This is a genomic window from Actinophytocola sp., from assembly GCF_036402745.1.
Lineage (GTDB): Bacteria > Actinomycetota > Actinomycetes > Mycobacteriales > Pseudonocardiaceae > Actinophytocola.
Map to the genome: position 1 here is coordinate 1 of NZ_DASWSJ010000315.1, position 20,834 is coordinate 20,834.

At 71.9% G+C, this 20,834-nt stretch carries 18 protein-coding genes; 10 read left to right on the forward strand and 8 right to left on the reverse strand.

Features of this window, described 5'->3' with window-relative positions:
• Window positions 1-191: 191 nt before the first annotated feature.
• The 9 genes from VGD70_RS29250 to VGD70_RS29290 all read left to right on the forward strand — a co-directional run bounded on the left by VGD70_RS29250 (window position 192) and on the right by VGD70_RS29290 (window position 10,598).
• Complete coding sequence (locus VGD70_RS29250; protein WP_331086985.1) at window positions 192-857, forward strand: response regulator transcription factor; 666 nt, start codon at window positions 192-194, stop codon at window positions 855-857.
• Window positions 858-1,012: 155 nt separating this feature from the next.
• Window positions 1,013-2,020, forward strand: coding sequence for a cupin domain-containing protein (locus VGD70_RS29255; protein WP_331086987.1), 1,008 nt, complete (start codon window positions 1,013-1,015; stop codon window positions 2,018-2,020).
• A 10-nt stretch (window positions 2,021-2,030) separates the two neighbouring features.
• On the forward strand, window positions 2,031-3,164 hold the full coding sequence (locus tag VGD70_RS29260; protein ID WP_331086989.1) for an MFS transporter: 1,134 nt from the start codon (window positions 2,031-2,033) through the stop codon (window positions 3,162-3,164).
• Between the two features lie 40 nt (window positions 3,165-3,204).
• Window positions 3,205-4,272 carry a cupin domain-containing protein gene (locus VGD70_RS29265; protein WP_331086990.1) on the forward strand — a complete coding sequence of 356 codons (1,068 nt, stop codon included), beginning with the start codon at window positions 3,205-3,207 and terminating at the stop codon, window positions 4,270-4,272.
• On the forward strand, window positions 4,269-5,141 hold the full coding sequence (locus VGD70_RS29270; protein WP_331086992.1) for an AAA family ATPase: 873 nt from the start codon (window positions 4,269-4,271) through the stop codon (window positions 5,139-5,141). Before VGD70_RS29265 ends, VGD70_RS29270 begins: the two co-directional genes overlap by 4 nt.
• Window positions 5,138-6,898, forward strand: coding sequence for a thiamine pyrophosphate-binding protein (locus VGD70_RS29275; protein ID WP_331086994.1), 1,761 nt, complete (start codon window positions 5,138-5,140; stop codon window positions 6,896-6,898). The genes VGD70_RS29270 and VGD70_RS29275 overlap by 4 nt, the downstream gene beginning before the upstream one ends.
• Window positions 6,899-6,919: 21 nt before the next feature.
• Entirely contained in the window at window positions 6,920-8,383 is a 1,464-nt protein-coding gene (locus VGD70_RS29280) for an aldehyde dehydrogenase family protein (protein ID WP_331086995.1), read from the forward strand.
• Window positions 8,380-10,143, forward strand: a complete 1,764-nt coding sequence (locus VGD70_RS29285) for a thiamine pyrophosphate-binding protein (protein ID WP_331086996.1) — start codon at window positions 8,380-8,382, stop codon at window positions 10,141-10,143. Before VGD70_RS29280 ends, VGD70_RS29285 begins: the two co-directional genes overlap by 4 nt.
• Before the next feature lie 77 nt (window positions 10,144-10,220).
• On the forward strand, window positions 10,221-10,598 hold the full coding sequence (locus tag VGD70_RS29290; RefSeq protein ID WP_331086998.1) for a hypothetical protein: 378 nt from the start codon (window positions 10,221-10,223) through the stop codon (window positions 10,596-10,598).
• On the opposite strand, the gene VGD70_RS29295 is transcribed toward VGD70_RS29290, so the two are convergent.
• The 7 genes from VGD70_RS29295 to VGD70_RS29325 all read right to left on the reverse strand — a co-directional run bounded on the left by VGD70_RS29295 (window position 10,595) and on the right by VGD70_RS29325 (window position 18,727).
• Window positions 10,595-11,824 carry an MFS transporter gene (locus VGD70_RS29295; protein ID WP_331087000.1) on the reverse strand — a complete coding sequence of 410 codons (1,230 nt, stop codon included), beginning with the start codon at window positions 11,822-11,824 and terminating at the stop codon, window positions 10,595-10,597. The two genes, VGD70_RS29290 and VGD70_RS29295, sit on opposite strands and share 4 nt — an antisense overlap.
• Before the next feature lie 4 nt (window positions 11,825-11,828).
• Window positions 11,829-12,965: an ABC transporter ATP-binding protein gene (locus tag VGD70_RS29300; protein WP_331087001.1), complete on the reverse strand. Its 1,137-nt coding sequence runs from the start codon at window positions 12,963-12,965 to the stop codon at window positions 11,829-11,831.
• A gap of 36 nt (window positions 12,966-13,001) precedes the next feature.
• On the reverse strand, window positions 13,002-14,738 hold the full coding sequence (locus VGD70_RS29305; RefSeq protein ID WP_331087003.1) for an iron ABC transporter permease: 1,737 nt from the start codon (window positions 14,736-14,738) through the stop codon (window positions 13,002-13,004).
• A 22-nt stretch (window positions 14,739-14,760) separates the two neighbouring features.
• Window positions 14,761-15,876 (reverse strand): ABC transporter substrate-binding protein, encoded by a 1,116-nt coding sequence (locus tag VGD70_RS29310; protein WP_331087005.1) that lies wholly within the window; start codon window positions 15,874-15,876, stop codon window positions 14,761-14,763.
• Window positions 15,873-16,997: an ABC transporter substrate-binding protein gene (locus tag VGD70_RS29315; RefSeq protein ID WP_331087008.1), complete on the reverse strand. Its 1,125-nt coding sequence runs from the start codon at window positions 16,995-16,997 to the stop codon at window positions 15,873-15,875. The genes VGD70_RS29310 and VGD70_RS29315 overlap by 4 nt, the downstream gene beginning before the upstream one ends.
• A 118-nt stretch (window positions 16,998-17,115) precedes the next feature.
• Entirely contained in the window at window positions 17,116-17,754 is a 639-nt protein-coding gene (locus VGD70_RS29320; RefSeq protein WP_331087010.1) for a cupin domain-containing protein, read from the reverse strand.
• A gap of 76 nt (window positions 17,755-17,830) precedes the next feature.
• A complete protein-coding gene (locus VGD70_RS29325; RefSeq protein ID WP_331087012.1) occupies window positions 17,831-18,727 on the reverse strand; it encodes an NAD(P)-dependent oxidoreductase in 897 nt (298 codons plus the stop codon).
• A gap of 78 nt (window positions 18,728-18,805) precedes the next feature.
• On the opposite strand from VGD70_RS29325, the gene VGD70_RS29330 reads away from it, so the two are divergent.
• Window positions 18,806-20,092, forward strand: a complete 1,287-nt coding sequence (locus VGD70_RS29330) for an MFS transporter (RefSeq protein WP_331087014.1) — start codon at window positions 18,806-18,808, stop codon at window positions 20,090-20,092.
• Here the strand turns inward: VGD70_RS29330 and VGD70_RS29335 are convergent.
• Entirely contained in the window at window positions 20,080-20,829 is a 750-nt protein-coding gene (locus VGD70_RS29335; protein WP_331087016.1) for a FadR/GntR family transcriptional regulator, read from the reverse strand. The two genes, VGD70_RS29330 and VGD70_RS29335, sit on opposite strands and share 13 nt — an antisense overlap.
• Window positions 20,830-20,834 lie beyond the last annotated feature (5 nt).

Genomic DNA, 20,834 nt, shown 5'->3' on the forward strand with positions numbered 1-20,834 from the left:
GAGGAGGGAAGACGGCGAGTAGCGGAGGAGCGGAGCGAACCATTCAGCACAGTGAGTGGGAGCGCACGGAGCGTTCGTCGTCTGGACGTAGGAGAAGCGCAGGCGCGCCAGCGCCGAGCATCGCACGGAGGAAGACGGCGAGTAGCGGAGAAGCGAAGCGAACCATTCGACACAGTGAGCGGGAGCGAACCATGGATACAGTCCGGGTTGTCGTCGTTGACGACCAAGAGGTTGTCCGCGCCGGGTTCGCCGCGTTGCTCGACACCCAGCCGGACCTCACGGTGGTCGGCACGGCAGCCGACGGGGTCGGGGCGGTGTCGGTGTGCCGGGCGGGCCGGCCGGACGTGGTCCTCATGGACGTCCGGATGCCGACGATGGACGGCATCGAGGCGACCCGGCGGATCACCGCCGCCGCGGACCCGCCGCGCATCCTGATCCTCACCACCTTCGACCTCGACGAGCACGTGTACGACGCGCTGGTCGCCGGCGCGAGCGGGTTCCTCCTCAAGGATGTCACCGCGGAGCGTCTGTTCGACGCGGTCCGCGTGGTGGCCGCGGGCGAGGCGCTGCTCGCGCCGAGCGTCACGCGCCGGCTGATCGGTGAGTTCACCCGGCTGCGTCCGCGGCCGGCCGCGCCCGAGCTGACCGCGCTGACCCCGCGGGAGACCGACGTGCTCCGGCTGATCGCCGAGGGCCTGTCCAACGCGGAGATCGCCGCCCGGCTCGTGGTGGGGGAGGAGACCGTCAAGACCCACGTGAGCCGGGTGCTGCGCAAGCTCGACCTACGTGACCGCGCCCAGGCCGTGGTGACCGCCTACGAGTCCGGGTTGGTCATCCCGCGCACGGACGGCCGCTGACCGTCCACATCGGACACAGCGGCACGCGGCGGGGCACAGCGGGACACGGCGGGGACGGGGCGTTGCGTCGCTGGTAGAAAGGTTATACCATTTGCCCTGTCGATCTGAACGTGCCGTCGAGGTCACCGGAGGCTGAGTTGGGTAAGAGCGGACGCGTGTTCGTACGCGGACTGACATCGGAGACCTACGGCCTCGGCGACGTCCGCCGCCGCCAGCTGGATGTCGAGCGGGTGCGGGACGACTCGGTGGTCGTGGACGACGCCAAGGTCGCGCACTCCGGTGACTCGGCGAAGAGCCGCACCTGGTGGCGCATCGGGCCCGGCGACGAGGACTTCCTGACCCAGACGATCCAGGTCCACTTCGTCGAGCTGCCCCCGGAGTCGTCCAACCACGGGCACGGCCACCAGAACGAGGCCGCCTTCTACATCCTCGAGGGCCGCGGCTACGAGATCCACGACGACCTGCGCTACGACTGGGCCAAGGACGACCTCGTCTTCGTGCACACCGACTCCGTGCACCGGCACTTCAACCCCTACGACGAGAAGGCGCTCGCCCTCGTCGTGAAGGCCAAGAGCACGTTCCTGTTCATGGGCCTCATCCAGCAGGGCCGCTCCGGCCCGGTCGAGCGCGAGGCCGAGTTCGGCCCGCGCGAGGACTGGTCGAAGGTGTGGACCCCCGGCGTGCTCGACCGCAAGAAGGTCATCACACCCGGAGACACGGTCTGGGAGGACACCCCGCTGGGCAGGGTGCGGGTCATCTCCTCGCCGGAGCGGACCGACGCCCGGATCTTCAGCGTCGACGCCTTCGAGCTGGAGGTTCCCGCGGGCGGCAGCAGCGGCAGGTACTGGAAGATGGCCGACGAGGTCTACTACGTCCTCGACGGCTCCGGCTACGCGCTGCAGTGGGAGGTCGAGGCCGAGATCGCCGAGAAGTACTACGCGCGGATCGCGCTGGAGCCCAAGCGGTACGAGATCACCAAGGGCGACACGCTCTACGTCCCGCAGAACCACGTCTGCCAGATCTTCGCCGCCGACGGGACCCCGCTGCGCCTGTTCAACGCGCAGAACCGGGTCTTCAAGCACCTCGGCTACGACGCGGTCCACTACTTCGAGCCGGCTGCCGAGAGCGCGCCGGCGGGGCAGCTCACCGACAGCAACGCCTGACGGCCGCCCGGTGCGGCCGTCGCGTGACCAGGCCGCGTCGGCGGGGGGTGCGGCGCTCTTCTCGTGCTCTCTGGGCATCGCGAGCGTCGCCCTTCCGTTGCTGGCACTGCGGTCCGGCTATACGGCCGCGGAGGTCGGCATCCTCACCGCGGTCTCGGCCATCGCGCAGCTGGCCACCCGGCTCGTGCTCGGCGCGGTCATGCGGCGGGTCGGCGACTGGGTGCTGGTCGTCGGCGCGGGGCTCACCCTCGGGCTGTCCTCCGGGCTGGTCGCGATCTCCGCGGCGATCGTCCCGTTCACCATCGCCCAGCTGCTCCAGGGCGTCTCCCGGGCGTGCTTCTGGACCGGCAGCCAGACGCACGTGGTGCGGGGTGAGGGCCGGGCGGTCGGCGCGCTCGCGGCGATCAACTTCGTCTCGAGCCTCGGCCTGCTCGTCGGGCCGGTGCTGGCCGGCGTGCTCATCGAGGGCTCGGCACGCACGGCGCTCGTCGTGGGTGGCGCGGTCGCCGCGGTCGCGGTGGTGCCGGCGCTGCTGCTCGACCGGCTGCCCGCGTTCACCCCGCCCGCCGACCGGCCACCCGGCCGGATCTGGCGGCGGCCGGGGGTCGACGTGGGGTGCTGGGCGGGGGTGAGCGCCGGGGCGTGGCGGGGGCTGCTGTCGAGCTTCGTGCCGGTGGCGCTGGACGCGGCCCGCCAGTCGGCGGCGACCATCGGGGTGCTCGTGTCGGTCGCGAACGGTGCGGCCGTCGTCGGCGCGGCGGTCGTCGGGCGGGTGGACGGGCTGTGGGTGCGGCGGTCGTTCCTGCTGGGCACGGTCGCCGCGGGTGGCGGGACCGCCCTGGTCACGCTCACCGCCGGGTCGGCGTGGGCGGCGGCCGCGCTGCTGGCGCTGTCCGGGCTCGGGGCCGGTGCGTTGCAGACGGTGGGGCCCGCGATCGCCACCGAGGCGGTGCATCCGGAGGAACGCGGGGAGGCGATCGCGGCGGCGGGCACGTTCCGCGCGGCCGCGTTGTTCGGCGGGCCGATCGCGGTCTCCGGCGCGGTGCTCTTCCTGCCGCTCGCCGTGGCGATGGGGGCGGCGGGGGTCCTGATCGCCGGGACCGCCGCGGCGGTGCGGGGGCTTGTGCCGGCGGGGCGAACCTGAGACATTTAAGAACTAATGGTCAGTCCATTGGAGGTATCCGGTGACTACGCGGACCACGACAGCGGTGAGCCACTACCAGGTGCAGAAGAGCCGGCGGGCCAAGTTCATCGAGGACTGGCGGGCCAACCACCGCGACGTCGTCACCGCCGACAACGTCGTCCTGCACCGGACCGAACGCGGCAGCCGGGTGGGCGTCTACGTCGGCGAGGACGGTGACCGTCCCACGAGGACGATGGACGCGCTGGCGCACGAGTTCGACCCCGGCACGACCACCACGGTCCACCGGCACTCCTGGGACGCCATGGTGTTCGTCGTCGCCGGCTGGGGCTGGACCGAGATCGACGGCGAGCGCATCGACTGGGGCCCGGGCGACTCCCTGCACCTCCCCGCGTGGGCCTGGCACCGGTCGGGCAACGAGGGCACCGAGGTGGCGCGCTACCTCACGTTCTCCAGCGAGCCGATGCTCGCCACGATGGGCATGAACGTGCTCGAGGACGCCGGCCACACCCCGGTGGCCGAGCTCCCCGCCCGGCCCGCGTTCACCACGCACCTCGACGGCGACGACCCGTACGCACGCCGGGTCCGCCGGGTCGGCCGCGAGCAGACCAACCGGCGGGCCGGCCGCCTGCACACCAGCTGGGACGACCTCGAGCTGGTCAACACCCCGCGCGGTACCCGCACCACGTTCTTGCTCGACCGGGCAATCGGCTACCAGGCGTCCGGCATCACGATGGCGATGTTCGAGATCGGCCCTGGTCGCGGCCAGTCGATGCACCGCCACCCCGGCGAGGCGTGGCTGTACGTCGTGGAGGGCGAGGGGCACAGCTATCTCGGCACCGAGCCGGAGGGCGGCACCGAGCACCCGTGGAAGAAGGGCGACCTGATCGTCGTCGACCACTTCCTGTGGCACCAGCACTTCAACGACAGCGCGGCGAACACCGCGAAGGTCGTCCGGATCCACATGTTCGACAGCCTGCTCGAGACCATGCGCGCGCTGTGCGACCCGCTCGTGCTGTTCGAGGAGCCGCCGACCGCCATCCGCGACAAGCAGGCCGGCGACCCGACCACCATCGAGTGGCCGGCGATCGAGCGGCCCACCTGGCCATGACGCTTCCGCAGGGTGTCAGCGGGATCCACGTCCTGCCGGCCGACCACCACGACGGGCCGTGGGAGTCGATCATCGTGCCGCCCGGGACCAAGGAGCGGCTGCTCGGCACGGCGGTGCTCGTGCTGCGCCACGGCCGGGCGCTGCGCTCGCTGTCCGGGTCGCCGCACGGCCTCGTCGTGCTCGCCGGGCCGCCGGGCACCGGGAAGACGACGCTGTGCCAGGGCCTGGCACAGCGCGCCGCGATGGCGGTCGCCAAGCGCGGGGCGACCACGTTCGTCGAGGTGGACCCGCACGGTTTCCCCAGCGAGATGCTCGGCGAGAGCCAGCGCGCGGTGCGCCGGCTGTTCGCCGAGACGCTCCCGGAGCTCGCCGCGCGCCGGCCGCACACCGTGGTGCTCGTGGACGAGGTGGAGGCGCTGGCCGTGCGGCGCAGCGTGGCCTCGTTCGAGACCAACCCGGTGGACGTGCACCGCGCCACCGACGCCGTCCTGGCCGGCCTCGACAGCCTGCGGGCCGCCTGCCCGCACGTCCTGCTGCTGGCCACGACCAACTTCACCGCCGGCGTGGACGAGGCGTTCCTGTCCCGTGCCGACCTCGTGCTGCGGCTCGACCTGCCGGACGCCGAGGTGCTGGCCCGGATCATCGCGTCCTCGCTCGCCGAGCTGACGACGCTCTGGCCGCCGCTGCGCCGGCTCGCCGAGGACGACGCGTTGCACGCCAAGCTCGCCGCCATGTGCGCCGGGTTCGACGGGCGGCGGGCCCGCAAGGCCGTCCTGGGCGCGGTCGCGCAGCGCCCGGAACTGGCCGAGAACCCCGAGTGGCTCACCGCCGAGGACCTGTACACGGCCGTGGAAGCGGCGGTCCGATGAGGACCGAGCGCCCCGCCGGGACGGGACCGCGCGGGGCCGCCGCGTGGGGCAGCGACGTCGTGGTGGACCTGCTGCACGCGTGGGACGTGCCGTACCTGCCGATGAACCCGGGCTCGTCCTTCCGTGGGCTGCACGACTCGGTCGTCAACCACGGCGGCAACCACGCGCCGCAGTTGTTGCTGTGCCTGCACGAGGAGATCGCGGTCGCGCTCGCGCACGGCTGGGCGAAGGCGACCGGGCGGCTCGGCGTCGCCGCGGTGCACGACCTCGTCGGGCTGATGCACGCGTCGATGGCGGTCTACGACGCGTGGTGCGACCGCACCCCGCTGCTGCTGCTCGGCGGCAGCGGCCCGGCCGACCCGGACCGGCGCCGGCCGGTGGACTGGATCCACTCGGCGGCCACCCAGGCAGAGCTGGTGCGTGACTTCGTGGTGTGGGACGCGGAGCCGGTGACGGCGGCCGCGTTCGCCGCCGACGTCGCCCAGGCCCGGCGCCGGGCGCTGTCCGCGCCCCGCGGCCCGGCCTACGTCTCGCTCGACGCGGGCGTGCAGGAGGAGGCGCTGGCCGCGCCGGTGCCGCTGCCGGATCCCCGTTGGTTCGCGCCCGCGCCCGCGTTCGGGCCGGACCCCGCCGTGCTCGACCACGCGGTCACCGTGCTCGCCGACGCCGAGCGGCCGGTCGTGCTCGCCGGCCGGATCGCGCTCGACCCGGCCGCCACCGCGCCGCTCGCCGAGCTCGTCGAGCTGCTCGGCGCCGCTTACCACGACGACCGCAACGTGACCGCGCTGCCGACCGGGCACCCGCAGAACTGCACCGGCGACCGCGGGGTGATCGACGACGCGGACGTCGTGCTCGCGATCGACGTCGTCGACCTCGCCGCGCTCCTGCGCCCGCGCGGCCGCGGCCGCGGCACCGAGGTGTCCATTGAGGACGGACGGGTCGTCGTCGACCTCTCCCTCGGCGACGCGGCCCTGCGGTCGTGGAGCAACGCCGGCGCGGCACCCGTGCCCCGCGACGTCCAGCTGCTCAGCGATCCGGTGCTGGGCCTGCGCATGCTGTGCGAGGCACTCGCCGAGCGGGTGAAGCCGGACGCGGCGGCCACCCGCCGGGAGGCCGTGCGCGAGCGGGCGGCGGGCGTGCGGCAGCGCCAGCGCGACGCGGTGGCGGCCCGCTGGGCGGACCGGCGGATCTCGCCGGCGCGGCTGGTGGGGGAGACCTGGCGGGCGGTCCGCGACGTCGAGAACCTGCTCTGCCTGCGGAACACCCGCACCTGGCCGGAAGGCCTGTGGCAGCTGCCCGGCGCGGGCTCCTACCTCGGCCACTCCGGTGGCGGCGGGGTCGGCTACGGGCCGGGCGCGCTCGTCGGCGGCGCGCTCGCCGCCCGCGACCGCGGCCAGCTCGGCGTCGGCATCGTCGGCGACGGCGACCTGCTGATGGCCTCCGGTGCACTGTGGACGGCCACGCACTACGACGTGCCCGCGCTCGTCGTGGTCAACGACAACGGCTCGTTCTACAACGACGAGCCGCACCAGCGGGAGATGGCCCGCGAGCGCGGCCGGCCGGTGGAGAACAGCTGGATCGGCATGCGCATCGCCGATCCCGCGGTCGACATCGCGGCGCTGGCCCGCTCGTACGGCTGCTGGGCCGAGCAACCCGTCGAGGATCCGGAGGACCTCGGTCCGGCGCTGGACCGAGCCGTGCGCGCGGCCCGGGACGGCGCGACCGCGGTGGTGCACGCAAAGGTGGCGGCGCAATGAGTGAGCCTGCGAGGGGGAGTCGTGAGTGAGACGGTCCTGCACGCCACGTCCGTGACGGTTCCGCATCAGCTGATGCACGTCGGCGGCGAGTGGGTGGATGCCGGCGCCGGCGGGCGGATCGAGTCGGTGAACCCGACCAGCGAAGAGGTGATCGGCACCGTGCCCGACGCGGGCGCGGAGGACGTCGACGCGGCGGTCGCCGTGGCGCGCGAGGCGGCGAGCGGCTGGGGCCGGCTCGGCTGGGCGAAGCGGGGCGCGCTGCTGCGTGAGCTCGCCCGGCGCATCGAGGACGAGACCGAGGCGCTGGCCCGGCTCGACGTCCGCGACGCGGGCCTGCCGCTGGCCGGCATGCGCACCGACGTCACCGGCGCCGCCGCGACGCTCGACTACTACGCGGGCATCGCGCCGCAGACCGGCGGCGGCACCGCCCCGGCGAGCGAGGACACGCTGTCCTACACGCTGCGCCAGCCCTACGGCGTGGTCGCGCGGATCGTGCCGTTCAACCACCCGTTCAAGTTCGCGGCCGGCAAGGTCGCCGCGCCGCTCGCCGCCGGCAACGCGGTCGTCCTGAAGCCGGGGGAGCAGGCCTCGCTGTCCGCGCTGGAGCTGGCCCGCATCGCCGCGGAGGTGCTGCCGCCCGGGGTGCTCAACGTCGTGACCGGCGCGGGGGCGACGACCGGTGCCGCGCTGGTCGGGCACCCGGACGTGCACCGGGTCGCGTTCACCGGGTCCGTCCCGTCCGGGCGCGCGGTGCTGCGCGCGGCGGCGGAGGGGATCACGCACGTGACCTTGGAGCTGGGCGGCAAGAACCCGCTGATCGTCTTCCCCGACGTGGACGTGCCGAAGGCCGCGGCGGCCGCGGTGGCCGGCATGAACATCGCGCGGTGCACGGGCCAGTCGTGCGGGTCGAACTCGCGGATCTACGTGCACGCCGACATCGCGGACGAGTTCGTGGCCGCGCTGGTCGAGCGGGTGGCGGCGCTGCGGGTCGGCGACCCGATGCTGGCCGAGACCCAGGTGGGCCCGCTGGCCTTCCGCGCGCACCACGAGCGCGTCCTCGGCCACCTGGAGACCGCGCGGCGCGAGGGCGCGACGTTCGCCTACGGCGGGAGCCGGCCGCCCGGCCGGGGCTTCTTCGTCGAGCCGGCCGTGCTGACCGGCCTCGACGACGACATGGCCGTGGTCCGCGAGGAGATCTTCGGCCCGGTCATGTCGGTGCTCACCTGGCGCGACGTCGACGACGTGATCCGCAGGGCCAACGACACGCCGTTCGGCCTCACCGCGAACGTGTGGACCCGCGATGTCACCGCGGCGCACCGCGCGGCCGCCGCGCTGGAGGCGGGCTACGTCTACGTGAACGGCACCGGCCGGCGCCCGACCGGCACCCCGTTCGGCGGCTGGAAGTCGAGCGGCCTCGGCAAGGACAACGGGCTCGAGGAGCTGCTCTCCTACACCCAGGAGAAGACCGTGACGGTGACGTTGTGACGAACTTCGCGCCCTACGACGAGCCCGTGTGGGGCTCGGACGTGATGGTCGACGTCCTGCGGGGGCTCGGCCTCAAGTACGTGGCGCTCAACCCCGGCTCGTCCTTCCGCGGCCTGCACGACTCGCTGGTGAACTACGGCGGCGACGAGATCACGATGCTCGAGTGTCCACATGAGAAGATCGCGATGGGCCTGGCGCACGGGTACGCGAAGGCCACCGGCGAGCCGATGGCCGTGATCATGCACGACCTCGTGGGCCTGCTGCACGGCGCGATGGGGGTGTACTACGCCTACATCGACCGCTGCCCGGTGCTGGTGCTCGGCGGGTCCGGGCCCGCGGACCACGCCCGGCGGCGGCCGAACATCGACTGGATCCACTCCGCGAACGTGCAGGGCGAGGCGGTTCGCGCGTACACCAAGTGGGACCACGAGCCGCGCTCGCTCCCGTCGGTGCCCACCGTCCTCGCGCGTGCGCACCGGATCGCGGTCGAGGAGCCGCGCGGCCCGGTCTACGTCGCGCTCGACGCGGGGCTGCAGGAGGAGCGCGTCACCGAGCCGGTGCCGCTCACGGACCTGGCCCGGCTGGCCGCCCCGCCGTCCGCGCTGGCCCCGGAGCCGACGGCGTTGCGGGCGCTGGCCGAGCGGCTGTGCGACGCGCGCCGGCCGGTGATGGTGCTGGGCTACCCGGGCCGCGACCCGGCGTCGTTCGACGTGCTGGTGGCGCTGGCGGAGGAGGTCGGCGTGGGCGCGGTCGAGACGCACTGGCGGCTGAACTTCCCGAACCGCCACGAGCTCAACGTCACCGGCTCGCAGGCGCTGGAGGACGGCGACTGCGTGCTGTTCGTCGACGTCAAGGACATGGGCAAGGCCACCCAGCGACTCGACTCGACGACCCGGGCGATCACCTCGCGGCTGGCCGCCGGCACGACGGTGCTGGACCTGGGCTTCAACGACGTCGGGATCTCGTCGTGGAGCGAGGACTACGCCGAGCTGGTGCCGACCGACCTGCAGGTCACCGCGGACACGGCGGTCGCGCTGCCGCTGCTGCTCGCCGAATGCCGGCGGATCCTGGCCGGCGAGCCCGCCGGGCGCCGGGTGGAACGCGAGCAGTGGCGGGAGCGGCTGCGCTCCCTGCACGAGTCCACATGGGACGGTTGGCGGGCGGCGGCGGCCAAGGAGGCGGCGAGCTCGCCCGTCGCGCCCTCGCGGCTGGCGGCGGAGGTGTGGGAGGTCGTGCGGGACCACGACTGGGTCCTCACCGCCGGTACCGCCGCCGGGTGGGCGCTGAAGAGCTGGGACTTCGACCGGCCGCACCGCCATCCCGGCCGCCAGCTCGGCACCGCCACGCAGATCGGCATGTCGCTCGGCGTCGCGCTCGCGCACAAGGGCACCGGCCGGCTCGTGGTCGACCTCCAGCCCGACGGCGACCTGATGTTCGACCCGGGTGCGCTGTGGGTGGCGAGCCGCTACGAGCTGCCGCTGCTCGTGGTGATGTTCAACAACCGCGCGTACTACAACGACTGGGCCCACCAGGAGCGGCTGGCCCGCCAGCGCGGCACCCCGCTCGAGCGGGCGAGCATCGGCATGGCCATCGACACCCCGGCCCCTGACTTCGCCACGATCGCCCGCGGCTTCGGCTGGTGGGCGCAGGGCCCGGTGACCGACCCGGACCTCGTCCAGGCCGCGGTCCGCGAGGCGGCAGACCACGTGCTGCGCTCCAGCGGCCCGGCCCTCGTGGACGTGGTCTGCCAGCCCGAGTGAGAACGTCGTCGCCGACGTTGACAACGTTGCCTCGTCCGGCATAACGTCGTCTCCGCAAGAGACGAACGTGAGGCGCCATGACCGAGCACTACGTCGGCGTCCTCGGCCTGGCCGAGGCGCTCGGGGTGAGCCGGCACGCGGTGCACAAATGGCGCTCCCGCCACCCCCCGGGCTCGCCTCACCCGTTCCCCGAACCCGACGTCGAGGTCGACGCGGCTCCTGGCTGGCGGCCCGACCGCTTGGAGGAAATGATGCACTGGCGCGACGGCCTGCCAGGGCGCGGCGTGGGCGGCGGTCGGCCGACGGCGGCCCGCCAGGAGTTCTTCGCGGAGGCGTTGGCCCGCGGCATGGACCGCGACGAGGCGCTGCGCACCCTGGACGCGTTCGGCAACTCCTTCCCCGAGATGACCGAGGCGGAGATCTCTGCGTGGCTGGTCGAGGAGTGGCGTAGCTAGGCGGGGTCCTCGGCGACCACGCCGCTGTAGGAGCGGACCACGTTGTCGCGGAAGGAGAACGACGCCGCCACCGCGATCGTGGCCACCGCGCCGACGCTCAGCGCCACCACCGGGCCCGCGAGGCCCGCGAACGCGCCGACCACCACGTCGCCGAGGGCGGGGCCGCCGCGCGAGGACATCTGGTAGAACGCGGTCACCCGGCCGCGGATCTCGTCCGGCGTGTCGATCTGGACGGCGGCGTGCCGGATGGTCGTCGCCATCGCGTCGAAGGCGCCCAGCAGCAGGGCGGCCACGACCGCCATGGCGAACACGGGGGAGAAGGCCAGCAGGATGGCCGCCACGCCGTAGAGCGCGGTGGACAGCAGCAGCACCCGGCCCTGCCGCGTGCTGCGCTCCACCGTCCGGAACACCGAGTACGTCGCGAGCAGCGCGCCGGCCGAGGGCGCGCTGGACAGGATCCCGTACCCGGTCGACCCGACGTGCAGGACGTCGAGCGCGAGCGCGGGCAGCAGCACCCGGTACGCGCTGAACACCGTCGCCGACAGGTCCAGCCCCATGAGCGTGTAGATCAGCGGCCGGTGCGCGATGTACCGCGCACCCTCCACAATGGACTGTACGACCGTGCGTTTCTCCTCCGGCGGGGTGAGCGGCGGGGTGCGCAGCATCGCCAGGATCACCACGAGGAGCGCGTAGGTCACGGTGTCGACGGCGTACATCAGCCCGGGGCCGGCGACCGTGATCAGCACGCCCGCCATGAGCGGCCCGAGCAGGATCGCCAGCTCCCGGGACGGGTTGAGCAGCGCGATGGCCTGCGCGATCTGGTTCCTGGGCACCAGCGCGGGGATCAGCGCCTGGCGGGCCGGCTGGTCGAACGTCGCCGCGGCGGTGGTGAGCACCACGGACAGCACGACGTGCCAGGCGACCGCGTTGCCGGTGAGCGTGAGCCACGCGAGCAGCCCCGCCACCAGCAGCGCCACCGCCTGCGCGCCCTGCAGGAGCCGGCGCCGGTCGACCCGGTCGGCGAGCGCGCCGCCGAGCGGGCTGAGCACGATCAGCGCCACCGCCTGGGCCGCGCCGACGAGGCCGGTGTAGGCGATCGAGCCGGTGAGCTCGTAGACCTGATAGAAGTTGGCGGCCACGGTGCCGCGGGTGCCGATCTGCGAGGCCACCACGCCGGCCCAGTACAGGTTGAAGTCGCGGTTGTGCAGCACCGCAGGGAGTGCCACGCGGTCAGTCCACCGGCACGAGGGTCAGCTTGGCCGGGTCCATCCGCACGAACACGTCGGTACCCGGCTGGATGGAGACCGACGGGTTCCCGCGGGCCCTGATCTCGTGCTCGCCCACCCGGATCACGTGGTCGATGGCCTCGCCGAGGAACGCGCGGTTCACCACGGTGCCCTTCCACTCGTTGGGCACCTCGCCTGCCCGGCTGTCGAGGTCGATCTCCACCGCCTCCGGCCGGATCGAGACCACGACCTCCCGGTTCGGCGGGATGTCCACCGCGGAGTCGAGGGCGAGCGGCCCGTCCACGGTCTGCACCGTGTACCGGTCGCCTTCCTTGGCCTCGACGGTCGCGGTCAGCATGTTCGACGTGCCGATGAACTCGGCGACGAACCTGCTGTTGGGGTTCTCGTAGATCTCGCGCGGCCGGCCGAGCTGGATGATGTTGCCGTGCCGCATCACCGCGACCGTGGTGCTGAGCACGAGCGCCTCGGTCTGGTCGTGGGTGACGTAGACCGACGTGATGCCGAGCTCGCGCTGCAGCCGCTTCAGCTCGTAGCGCAGCGACTCGCGCAGCTTCGCGTCCAAGTTGGACAGCGGCTCGTCGAGCAGCAGCAGGGACGGCTCGACCACGAGCGCGCGGGCCAGCGCGAGCCGCTGCTGCTGGCCCCCGGAGAGCTTGGTGGCCGGCCGGTCCGCCAGCTCGCCCAGCTCCATCGTCTCCAGCACCCGGTGCACCTGCTCGGCGATCTTGGCCTTGCCCGGCCGCTCGCCGCGCTTCTTGACCTGCAAGGGAAACGCGACGTTGCTGAACACCGACATGTGCGGCCAGATCGCGTAGGACTGGAACACCATGCCGAGCTGGCGCTCGTTGGCCGGGACGCTGTGCGCCTTGCGCCCGTCCCGGCCCTCGAACAGCACCCGGCCGTCGACCTCGATCACGCCCGTGTCGGGGTGCTCGAGCCCGGCGATGGAGCGCAGGGTCGTGGTCTTGCCGCAGCCGGACGGCCCGAGGAGCGTGAACATCTCGCCCTCACGCACGTCGAAGCTGATGCCGTTGACCGCGAACACGCGGTCGGTGGCCTTCCCGGACTTGGCCCGGCGCCGGCGCGCCTCCCCGTCGAACGTCTTGGCCAGGTTCTCCACGCGAAGCACTGTGACCTCCTGAATGCGGCCGGGCCGCTAGTCCTGCCGCAGACCGATCTTGGCGCCGAGCTTGTACGCCACCGCGACGAGCACGACGAGGGTCAGAACCATGACCACGCCGAGCGCTGCCAGAACGGTGAACTCGCCGTTCTCGTACTGTTCGAAGATGAGGATCGAGAGGACCTCGTTCCCCGGGCTGTACAGCAGGATCGAGCTGGACAGCTCGCGGAAGGAGACCACGAGGATGTAGATCCAGCCGGCCATGAGGCCGGGCGCCAGCAGCGGCAGCAGCACCTTGCGGAACGTCTGCCACCAGCTCGCGCCGCTGACCTGGGCGGACTCCTCCAGCTCCGCCGAGATCTGCTGCATGGACGTGACCGCGTACCGCATCCCGTACGGCATGTACCGGGTCACGTAGGCGATCAGCATGATGAAGATGGTGCCGTAGATGGGAATCGGGCTCCGCAGGTACACGAAGGACAGTGCGAGGCCGAGGACCAGGCCGGGGATCACCAGCGGCAGGAACGAGAGCTGGTCGACCACCATCCGGCCGGGGATCTTGGAGCGGACCACGACCCAGGCCGCGATCGCCATGCCGGCCATCACCAGCGTCGCCGTGCCCACGCCGAGGAACAGCGAGTTCTTCAGCGCCGTCATCGCCTTGTCCATGTGCAGCAGGCTGGCGAAGTTGTCCAGCGACATCGACCGGAACGCCGCCGCCGACGGCGCCTGGTAGAACTTCAGCAGCGAGGTGTAGAGCAACACCAGCAGCGGCAGCACCACGGTGAACAGGAAGTACACGATGATCGCCGCACCCATCACCGGCCGCCACCTGCCCAGGCGCATCGGGCGCGGGCGGAAGCCCTTGCCGGTCACCGTCTGGTAGTTCTTCGCGGCGCGCCCGGCGAAGTTGGAGATCGCGACGCCGATCATCGCGAGCACCAGCAGCCCCAGCGCCAGCGCGCCGGCCGCCGCGAGGTCCGGCGGGTAGGTGCGCAGCACGAAGTAGATGCGGCTGGTGAACACATAGATGCCGTTCTGCAGGCCGAGCAGTGCCGGCACCTCGAAGCTCTCCAGCCCGCGCACGGTCATGATCAGCACGGCGGCGCCGATGGCCGGGCGGATCAGCGGCACGGTGACCCGGCGGAAGACCTGCAGCCTGGTCGCCCCGCTCATCAGCGCCGACTCCTCGAGCGAGGGGTCCATCGACCGGAACGCGGCGACCATCAGCAGGAACACGATGGGGGACAGGTGCAGCCCCTCGACCCAGATCATGCCCCACACGGTGAAGATGTCGACCGCGGCGCTGCCGAAGATCGGCTCCAGCACCTTGTTGAGCAGCCCGATATCCGGGCTCGCGAGGAAGATCCACGCGATCGTGTACAGGATGCCCGGGATGATCAGCGGGATGATCGACGCGGCGAAGAACAGCGCCTTGAACGGGACGTCCGTGCGCACCTGGAGGTAGGCCAGCGAGGTGCCGACGACGAGCGACAGCACGGCCGCCCCGATCGCGAACAGGAGCGAGTTGCCGATCAGGCTGCCGATCCGCTCGTCACCGTAGGCGGTGGCGAAGCCGCCGAAGGTGAACCCGTTGGCATCGAAGAAGGTTCCCCAGATCAGGTAGTAGAGGGGAACGATCGCCAGGTAGCCGATGATGACCACCACGGCGGCGGTGATCAGCAGCTTGGGGGTCGGCCACCACCGCCGGCGCCGCCGAACGGTCGGCGCCGGCTCGTCGATGACCGGTCTGGGTGGCGCTGTCGTAGTCATCCGAGACCTTCCGGGTTCGTGGCTACTTCGAGACCTGCTCGCCGCCCGCGACGACCTTGTCGTACTTCTTCTGCCACTTGTCGCCGTTGTCGACCATCGCCTTGACGTCGATCGGCACGATCTCCACGCCCTTGAGCGGGTCGTCGCCCTCGACGATGGCGGGCGTGAGCCCGTCCTCGGCGAGGAGCTTCTGGCCCTCCTCGAGCAGCCAGTCCGTGAAGAGCATGGCCGCCGCCGGGTTCTTCGCGGACTTCATCAGGCCGATCCCGTTGGGCCGCGCGATCACGGGCTGGGTGAACGGCAGGTACTCCACCGGCGCGCCCTTGGCCTTGGCCCGCCCCACGATGTAGGAGTAGTTCGAGGCGACGACCGAGAACTGGCCGGCCGACAGGAGCTCGCCCTGCACGGTGTGCCCCTTGACGATCTTGGCGCCGTCGGCCATGTCCGCGAAGAGCTTGTCGATCTCGGCGTCGCTCTTGCCCTGCTGCTTCCAGTACCCGTACAGCGTGAGGTACCAGTCGTAGTCGCCGAGCTCCATGGAGAGCTTGCCGTTCCACTTCGGGTCGGCGAGGTCCTCCCAGGACTTCGGCTGCTGGCCCTTGGGCACCAGGTTGGTGTTCCAGCTGGGTGCGAACAGGTTGAACCGGGTGGCCGTCCAGCCGTTGAACTGGCCGGCCTTGGGCACCAGGTCGCGCCGCTCGCCGGCGTAGGTCGCGAGCATGCCCTCGCTGTTGAGCGCGAACAGCTCGTTGGCGTTGGTCTCGACGACGTCGTTGCCGGCGAAGCCCGCCGCCTGCTCCTGCAGCACGCGCTGCAGCACGGTCTCCGACCCGGCCCGGTAGAGGTCGACGTCGATGCCGAACTGGTCGGTGAACGCCTTCGTGACGATGTCGGCGATGTCGCTCGTCATCGACGTGTACAGGCTGAGGTGGCCCTCTTTCTTCGCCAGCTCGACGAGCTTGTCCCGCCGCTGTTTGCCCGTCAGCTTGCCGTTCTCCGTGTAGAACTTCTCGGCCGCGCTCGGCTCACCGCCGCCGGCCTTGTTGCCCGTCGCCGTCGGCGACGCGCCGCAGCCGGTCGCCGCGAGCACGACCGCGAGTCCGGCGAGTAACAACCGTGCCTTGCCGCCGGTGTTCATTTGATCTCCTGTCCGGATTGGACGATCTCGGCGTAGAGGTCGTCCCACTTCTTCGGGTTGTCGAGCAGTTCCTTCTCCGGCGTCGCGACGACGGTGAGACCCACCAGCGGGTCGCGCGCTCCGGGGATCGAGCCGACGCGGAAGGCGTCGGCGAGGATCTTCTGCCCCTCGGTGAGCTCCCAGTCCATGAACAGCATGGCCGCGGCCGGGTGCTGGGCGGTCTTCATCAGCCCCACGCCGTTGGGCCGCACCACGATGGGCTCGACCGGCTTGCCCGACTTCGGGTGCCACGTCACGGGCGCGCCCTTGTCGGCCGCCTTGTCCACGGTGTGGCTGTAGGAGGAGACGGTGATCGCGAACTGGCCGGCCGAGAGCAGCTCGCCCTGGGTGGTGTGACCCTTCGCGACCTTCGAGTTCGCGGCGATCCGGGAGAACAGGTCACGGATCTCGGCGTCGCTCCGGCCCTGGCCGCGGTAGTACTCGTACATGCCGGCGAACCAGTCGACGTCGCCGACCTCCATGGACACCTGGCCCTTCCACTTCGGGTCGGCCAGGTCCTCGAAGGACCTCGGCTCCTGACCGGGCTTGACCCGGTCGGTGTTCCAGCCCACGACGAACACGTTGAACCGGGAGGCCGTCCAGCCGTTGGCCTGCCCCTCCTTGCGGACCGCGTCGCGCAGCGCGCCCTCGTAGGGGGAGAGCAGGCCCTCCTTGTTCATGACGTTGAGCTCACCGGCGTTGGTGTCGATGACGTCGTTGCCGAAGAAGCCGGCCTGCTGCTCCTGGAGCTCGCGCTGCAGGACGGTCTCGGAGTTGGCGCGGTAGACGCTGACGTCGATGTTGTACGCGTTCTCGAACCCGGCGACCAGCTTGTCGATGTCGGTGTTCGAGGTGTAGATCGAGAGCTTGCCCTCCTTCTCGGCGAGCCCGGCGAGCGTGTCGTGGCGATCTTTCCCGGTGAGACCGTTGATCCGGTCGTAGGTGGCCGACGCCGTCCTGGCGGCCTCGGCCGACTTGTCGCCGCCGCCGTTGCCGGCAGCGGTGGGTGATGCGCCGCAAGAGGAAAGGAGTAATGCGGTGGCTGCTGCGGCCACCGCGGGTAGGACGGCCTGACGTCGCATGTGCGTCTCCGGCAAGGCTTGGCGGGCCGGCGTCGTCGCTGACCCGGTGGCACAGGTGTGCCTACGTTGGTGTCCCCCGCGCTACGTCCTGTGGAGATGTGTGGTGGGAGCTGGGTGCTCAGCTCGCGTTCGGGTCCCGGACCGGCTCGACGACCGAGCCGTCGCCGTGGCTGTTCACCTTGCCGCGGTGTCCACCGTGGACGGTCCCCTGGGCGGCCGCGGCCCGCAGCAGCTCGGCGCCCTCGTCCATCGACAGCTGGACCGGGTGGCGCTCGATGTTGTGCAGCTTCATGGTGCGGAGCAGGCCCGTGTCCTGGATGGCGAGGTACCGCGAGGTGTCGTTCTCGTCCAGGTTGAAGTGCTGGTGCCAGGCCCATCGCGGGGGCGCGAACAGGGTGCCCTCGGACCACTCGACGGCCTCGACCGGCTCGTCGTCGTAGTTGATGAGGGAGTAGCCGTTGCCCTTCACGACGTAGAGGTAGGCCTCGGTCGTGTGCCGGTGGCGGACCGAGGCCTCGCCCGGCTTCAGCTCGGCGAGGTGGGCGTTGAGGACCTCGTAGTCGGCGAGGTCGAACCAGTGGCCGCGGTTGTTGCGCCACTTGCGCTCCGGCAGGTCCATCTTCCGCAGGTCATGGGGCACCACGAGCCCCTTGATCGGCGGGTGCTGCCGGTTGAACTCGTCCCGGGCCGCAATCTCGGACGCGTCGCGATTCTTCTTCTCGCTGGCCAGCACGCCTTTTCCGTAGTCGTCGCGCACTCTTCACTCCTTCGGGTCGAGTAAGGATGAGTAGACCGCAGTGGTGGACTAAAGGTCTAACCTTTCGTAGCGAGAGTTACGGGAAAGTTACCGTGGCCGGGGAAGCATGCTCGGCGGTGTGGTCGGTGCCGTGCTCGGCCGGGTGGTCGGCCTCGTGCAATGGTCCGCCCGCGAGCAGCCGGGCGACGTCCGCGACGGTGATTCCCTGCATGGTCCGGCGAGCCGTCTCGGCCACCGGCGTGGCGAGCCCGACCTCGTTCGCGAGCACCGCCGTGTTCGCCAGGTCCTTCGCGTGCCAGGTCAGCCGCATCTGCTCGAGCTCGCGCAGGGTCCGCGAGTCGGTGGGCCCGTCCATGAGCGCCCGGCGCAGCACGGCCACGTCGACCCCGCCGCGCCGGGCGAGCTCCAGTGCCTCGGTGATCGCGCAGATCTGCGCCCAGTGCACGAGGTTGTTCGCCGTCTTGCCCACCTGGCCGCTGCCGAGCGGGCCCAGGTGGTGCACCGCCGCCGTCCAGGGCTCGAGCAGCGGGCGGACCCGGTCGAGCACCGCGGGGTCGCCGCCGACCAGCAGGTTCACCGCCCCCGCCTCGGCGCCGCGGACCCCGCCGGTGAGCGCGGCGTCGAGCACGCCGACACCGGGTGGCGCGGCGGCCGCGACCTTGGCGCAGGTCTCCGGGCGCAGCGAGGAGCAGAGCAGTACGACCGCGCCGGCCCGCGCGCCGGCGAGGGCGCCCGCCGGGCCGAGGCAGACGTCGAGGACGTCGCGGTCGGTGGGGACGAAGACGGCGATCGCGTCGGCCTCGTCCGCGGCGCCGGCGGCACTGGTCGCGACGTGCGCGCCGAGCCGGGCGGCCTTCTCGGTCAGCGCGTCGTCCAGGTCGCGCACCACGACGCCCACGCCGCCGGCGCGGAGGTGGCGCGCCACGGGAAACCCCATGGCGCCGAGGCCGATGACCGCAACCGTTGCTGCCATTGCTTCTCCTCTGTGAGAGCCGGCTTTTCGCGGTGAACTAAACGTTATACCATTAATCCAATAAAGAGGAGGGTCTCGTTGCGGCGACCGGTGGCGGCCCTGGCCGCGCGAGCGCGTGGTGGCGCGCGGCGGGTCTTCCGGTCCCTCGCCGTGCCCAACTACCGCTTCTACTTCATGGGCCAGGCGGTCAGCGTCGTCGGCACGTGGATGCAACGGGTCGCCCAGGACTGGCTGGTGCTCGACCTGTCCGACTCCGCCGTGGCGCTCGGCATCTCGACCGCGCTGCAGTTCCTGCCGATGCTGCTGTTCGGCCTGTGGGGCGGGGTGCTCGTCGACAGGCTCGACCGGCGCCGCACGATCATGGCCACCCAGGCGGTGAGCGCGGTGCTGGCCGCGGTGCTCGCGACGGCCGTGCTCACCGGCGTGGCGCAGCTGTGGATGGTCTACGTCCTCGCGCTGTGCCTCGGCCTGGTGACGGTCCTCGACGTGCCGGCGCGGCAGGCGTTCGTCACCGAGATCGTCGGGCCGGAGGACTACGTCAACGCCCAGTCGCTGAACTCGACCGTCAACAACGCCGGCCGCCTCGTCGGCCCCGCTGTCGCCGGCGTCCTCCTCGCGGTGGTCGACGTCGGCGTGGCGTTCGGGCTCAACGCGGTGTCGTTCGCGGCCGTCCTCTTCGGACTGGCCCGCATGGACACCGCCGCGCTGCGCCGGGTGCCGCGCGCGGCCCGGGCGTCGGGCGGGGCCAGGGAGGGTCTGCGCTACGTCTGGGAGCGTCCCGAGCTGCGGGTGTGCATGCTGCTGGTGGCCGTGGTCGCGCTCGTGGGCCAGAACTTCCGGGTGGTCCTGCCGGTGCTCGCCCGCGACACGCTCGGCGGCGGCCCGGAGGTCTACGGGTGGCTCACCTCCGCGCTCGGGGTCGGCGCGGTGCTCGGCGGGCTCGCGAGCGCCGGCCGCCGCGAGGTGACGTCGTGGTCGCTGCTGCGCTGGACCTGGATCTTCGGCGGGGTGAACGCGGTCGCCGTGTTCGTGCCCGGCCTCGCGCTCACCCTCGGCATGATGGTGACGCTGGGGATCGCGAACATCTCGTTCAACACCCTCGCCCGCACGATGCTCCAGATCGGCACGGAGCCGGCGATGCAGGGCCGGGTGATCGCCCTGCACAGCCTGGTGTTCCTCGGCAGCACGCCGATCGGCGGCCCGCTCACCGGCTGGCTCTGCGAGCGCTGGGGAGCCGGGGCCGGGCTACTGCTGGCCGGGGTGTCGGCCGGGGCGGCCGCGCTGGCCGTGACGCCGGTGCTGCGCCGCTCCCGCCTCGCGGCGCGGGCGGCGGCGGGTGCGCGGACCCCGGTTCAGGACGTCTGAGCGACCCGGTCGGCGGTGCGCTGCAGGTGCTCGCGCATGATCGCGGTGGCCGCCTCGACGTCGCCGCCGGCGACCGCGTCGACGAACTTGGCGTGCTCGGTGGCGCCCTTGCGGCCCATCAGCGGCGCCCGCGTCTTGGCTTCCTTCAACGACATCAGCATCGGGCCGTGGAAGCTCTCGACGAGCATCTCGATGGCCGTGTTGTGCGTGCACGCCGCGACCCGGGTGTGGAACTCGGCCGACAGCGTGACCGTGTACGTGTCGTTCTTGAGCGCGGCCTTCTGCCGGTCGCAGATCTCCCGCAGCGCCGCGATGTCCTCCTCGGTCGCGCGCTCGACGACCATGGGGACGATGCCCAGCTCGAACACCATCCGCGCCTCGGTGACCTCCGACGCGGTGAGCGGGCTGAGCCGCAGCAGGTCGGCCAGGCCCTCGCCGAGGCGGGCGTTGGTGGGCGTGGTGACGAACGCGCCGCCGTGCGCGCCCACCCGGATGTCGACGAGGCCGCCGGCCTCGAGCACGCGCAGGGCCTCGCGCACGGTGACCCGGCTGACCCCGAACTTGTTGCAGAGCTCGCGCTCGCTGGGCAGCCGGTCACCCGGCTTGAGCTTGCCCTGGTGGATGAGCATGCGGATCTGGTCGACGATGACCTGGGAGACGCGGCCCAGGCTGACCGGGCTGAACATCTCCGGCTCGGGGACCGGCTTGCCGGTACCGGCCTTGTCCTCGACGGTCATGGGGC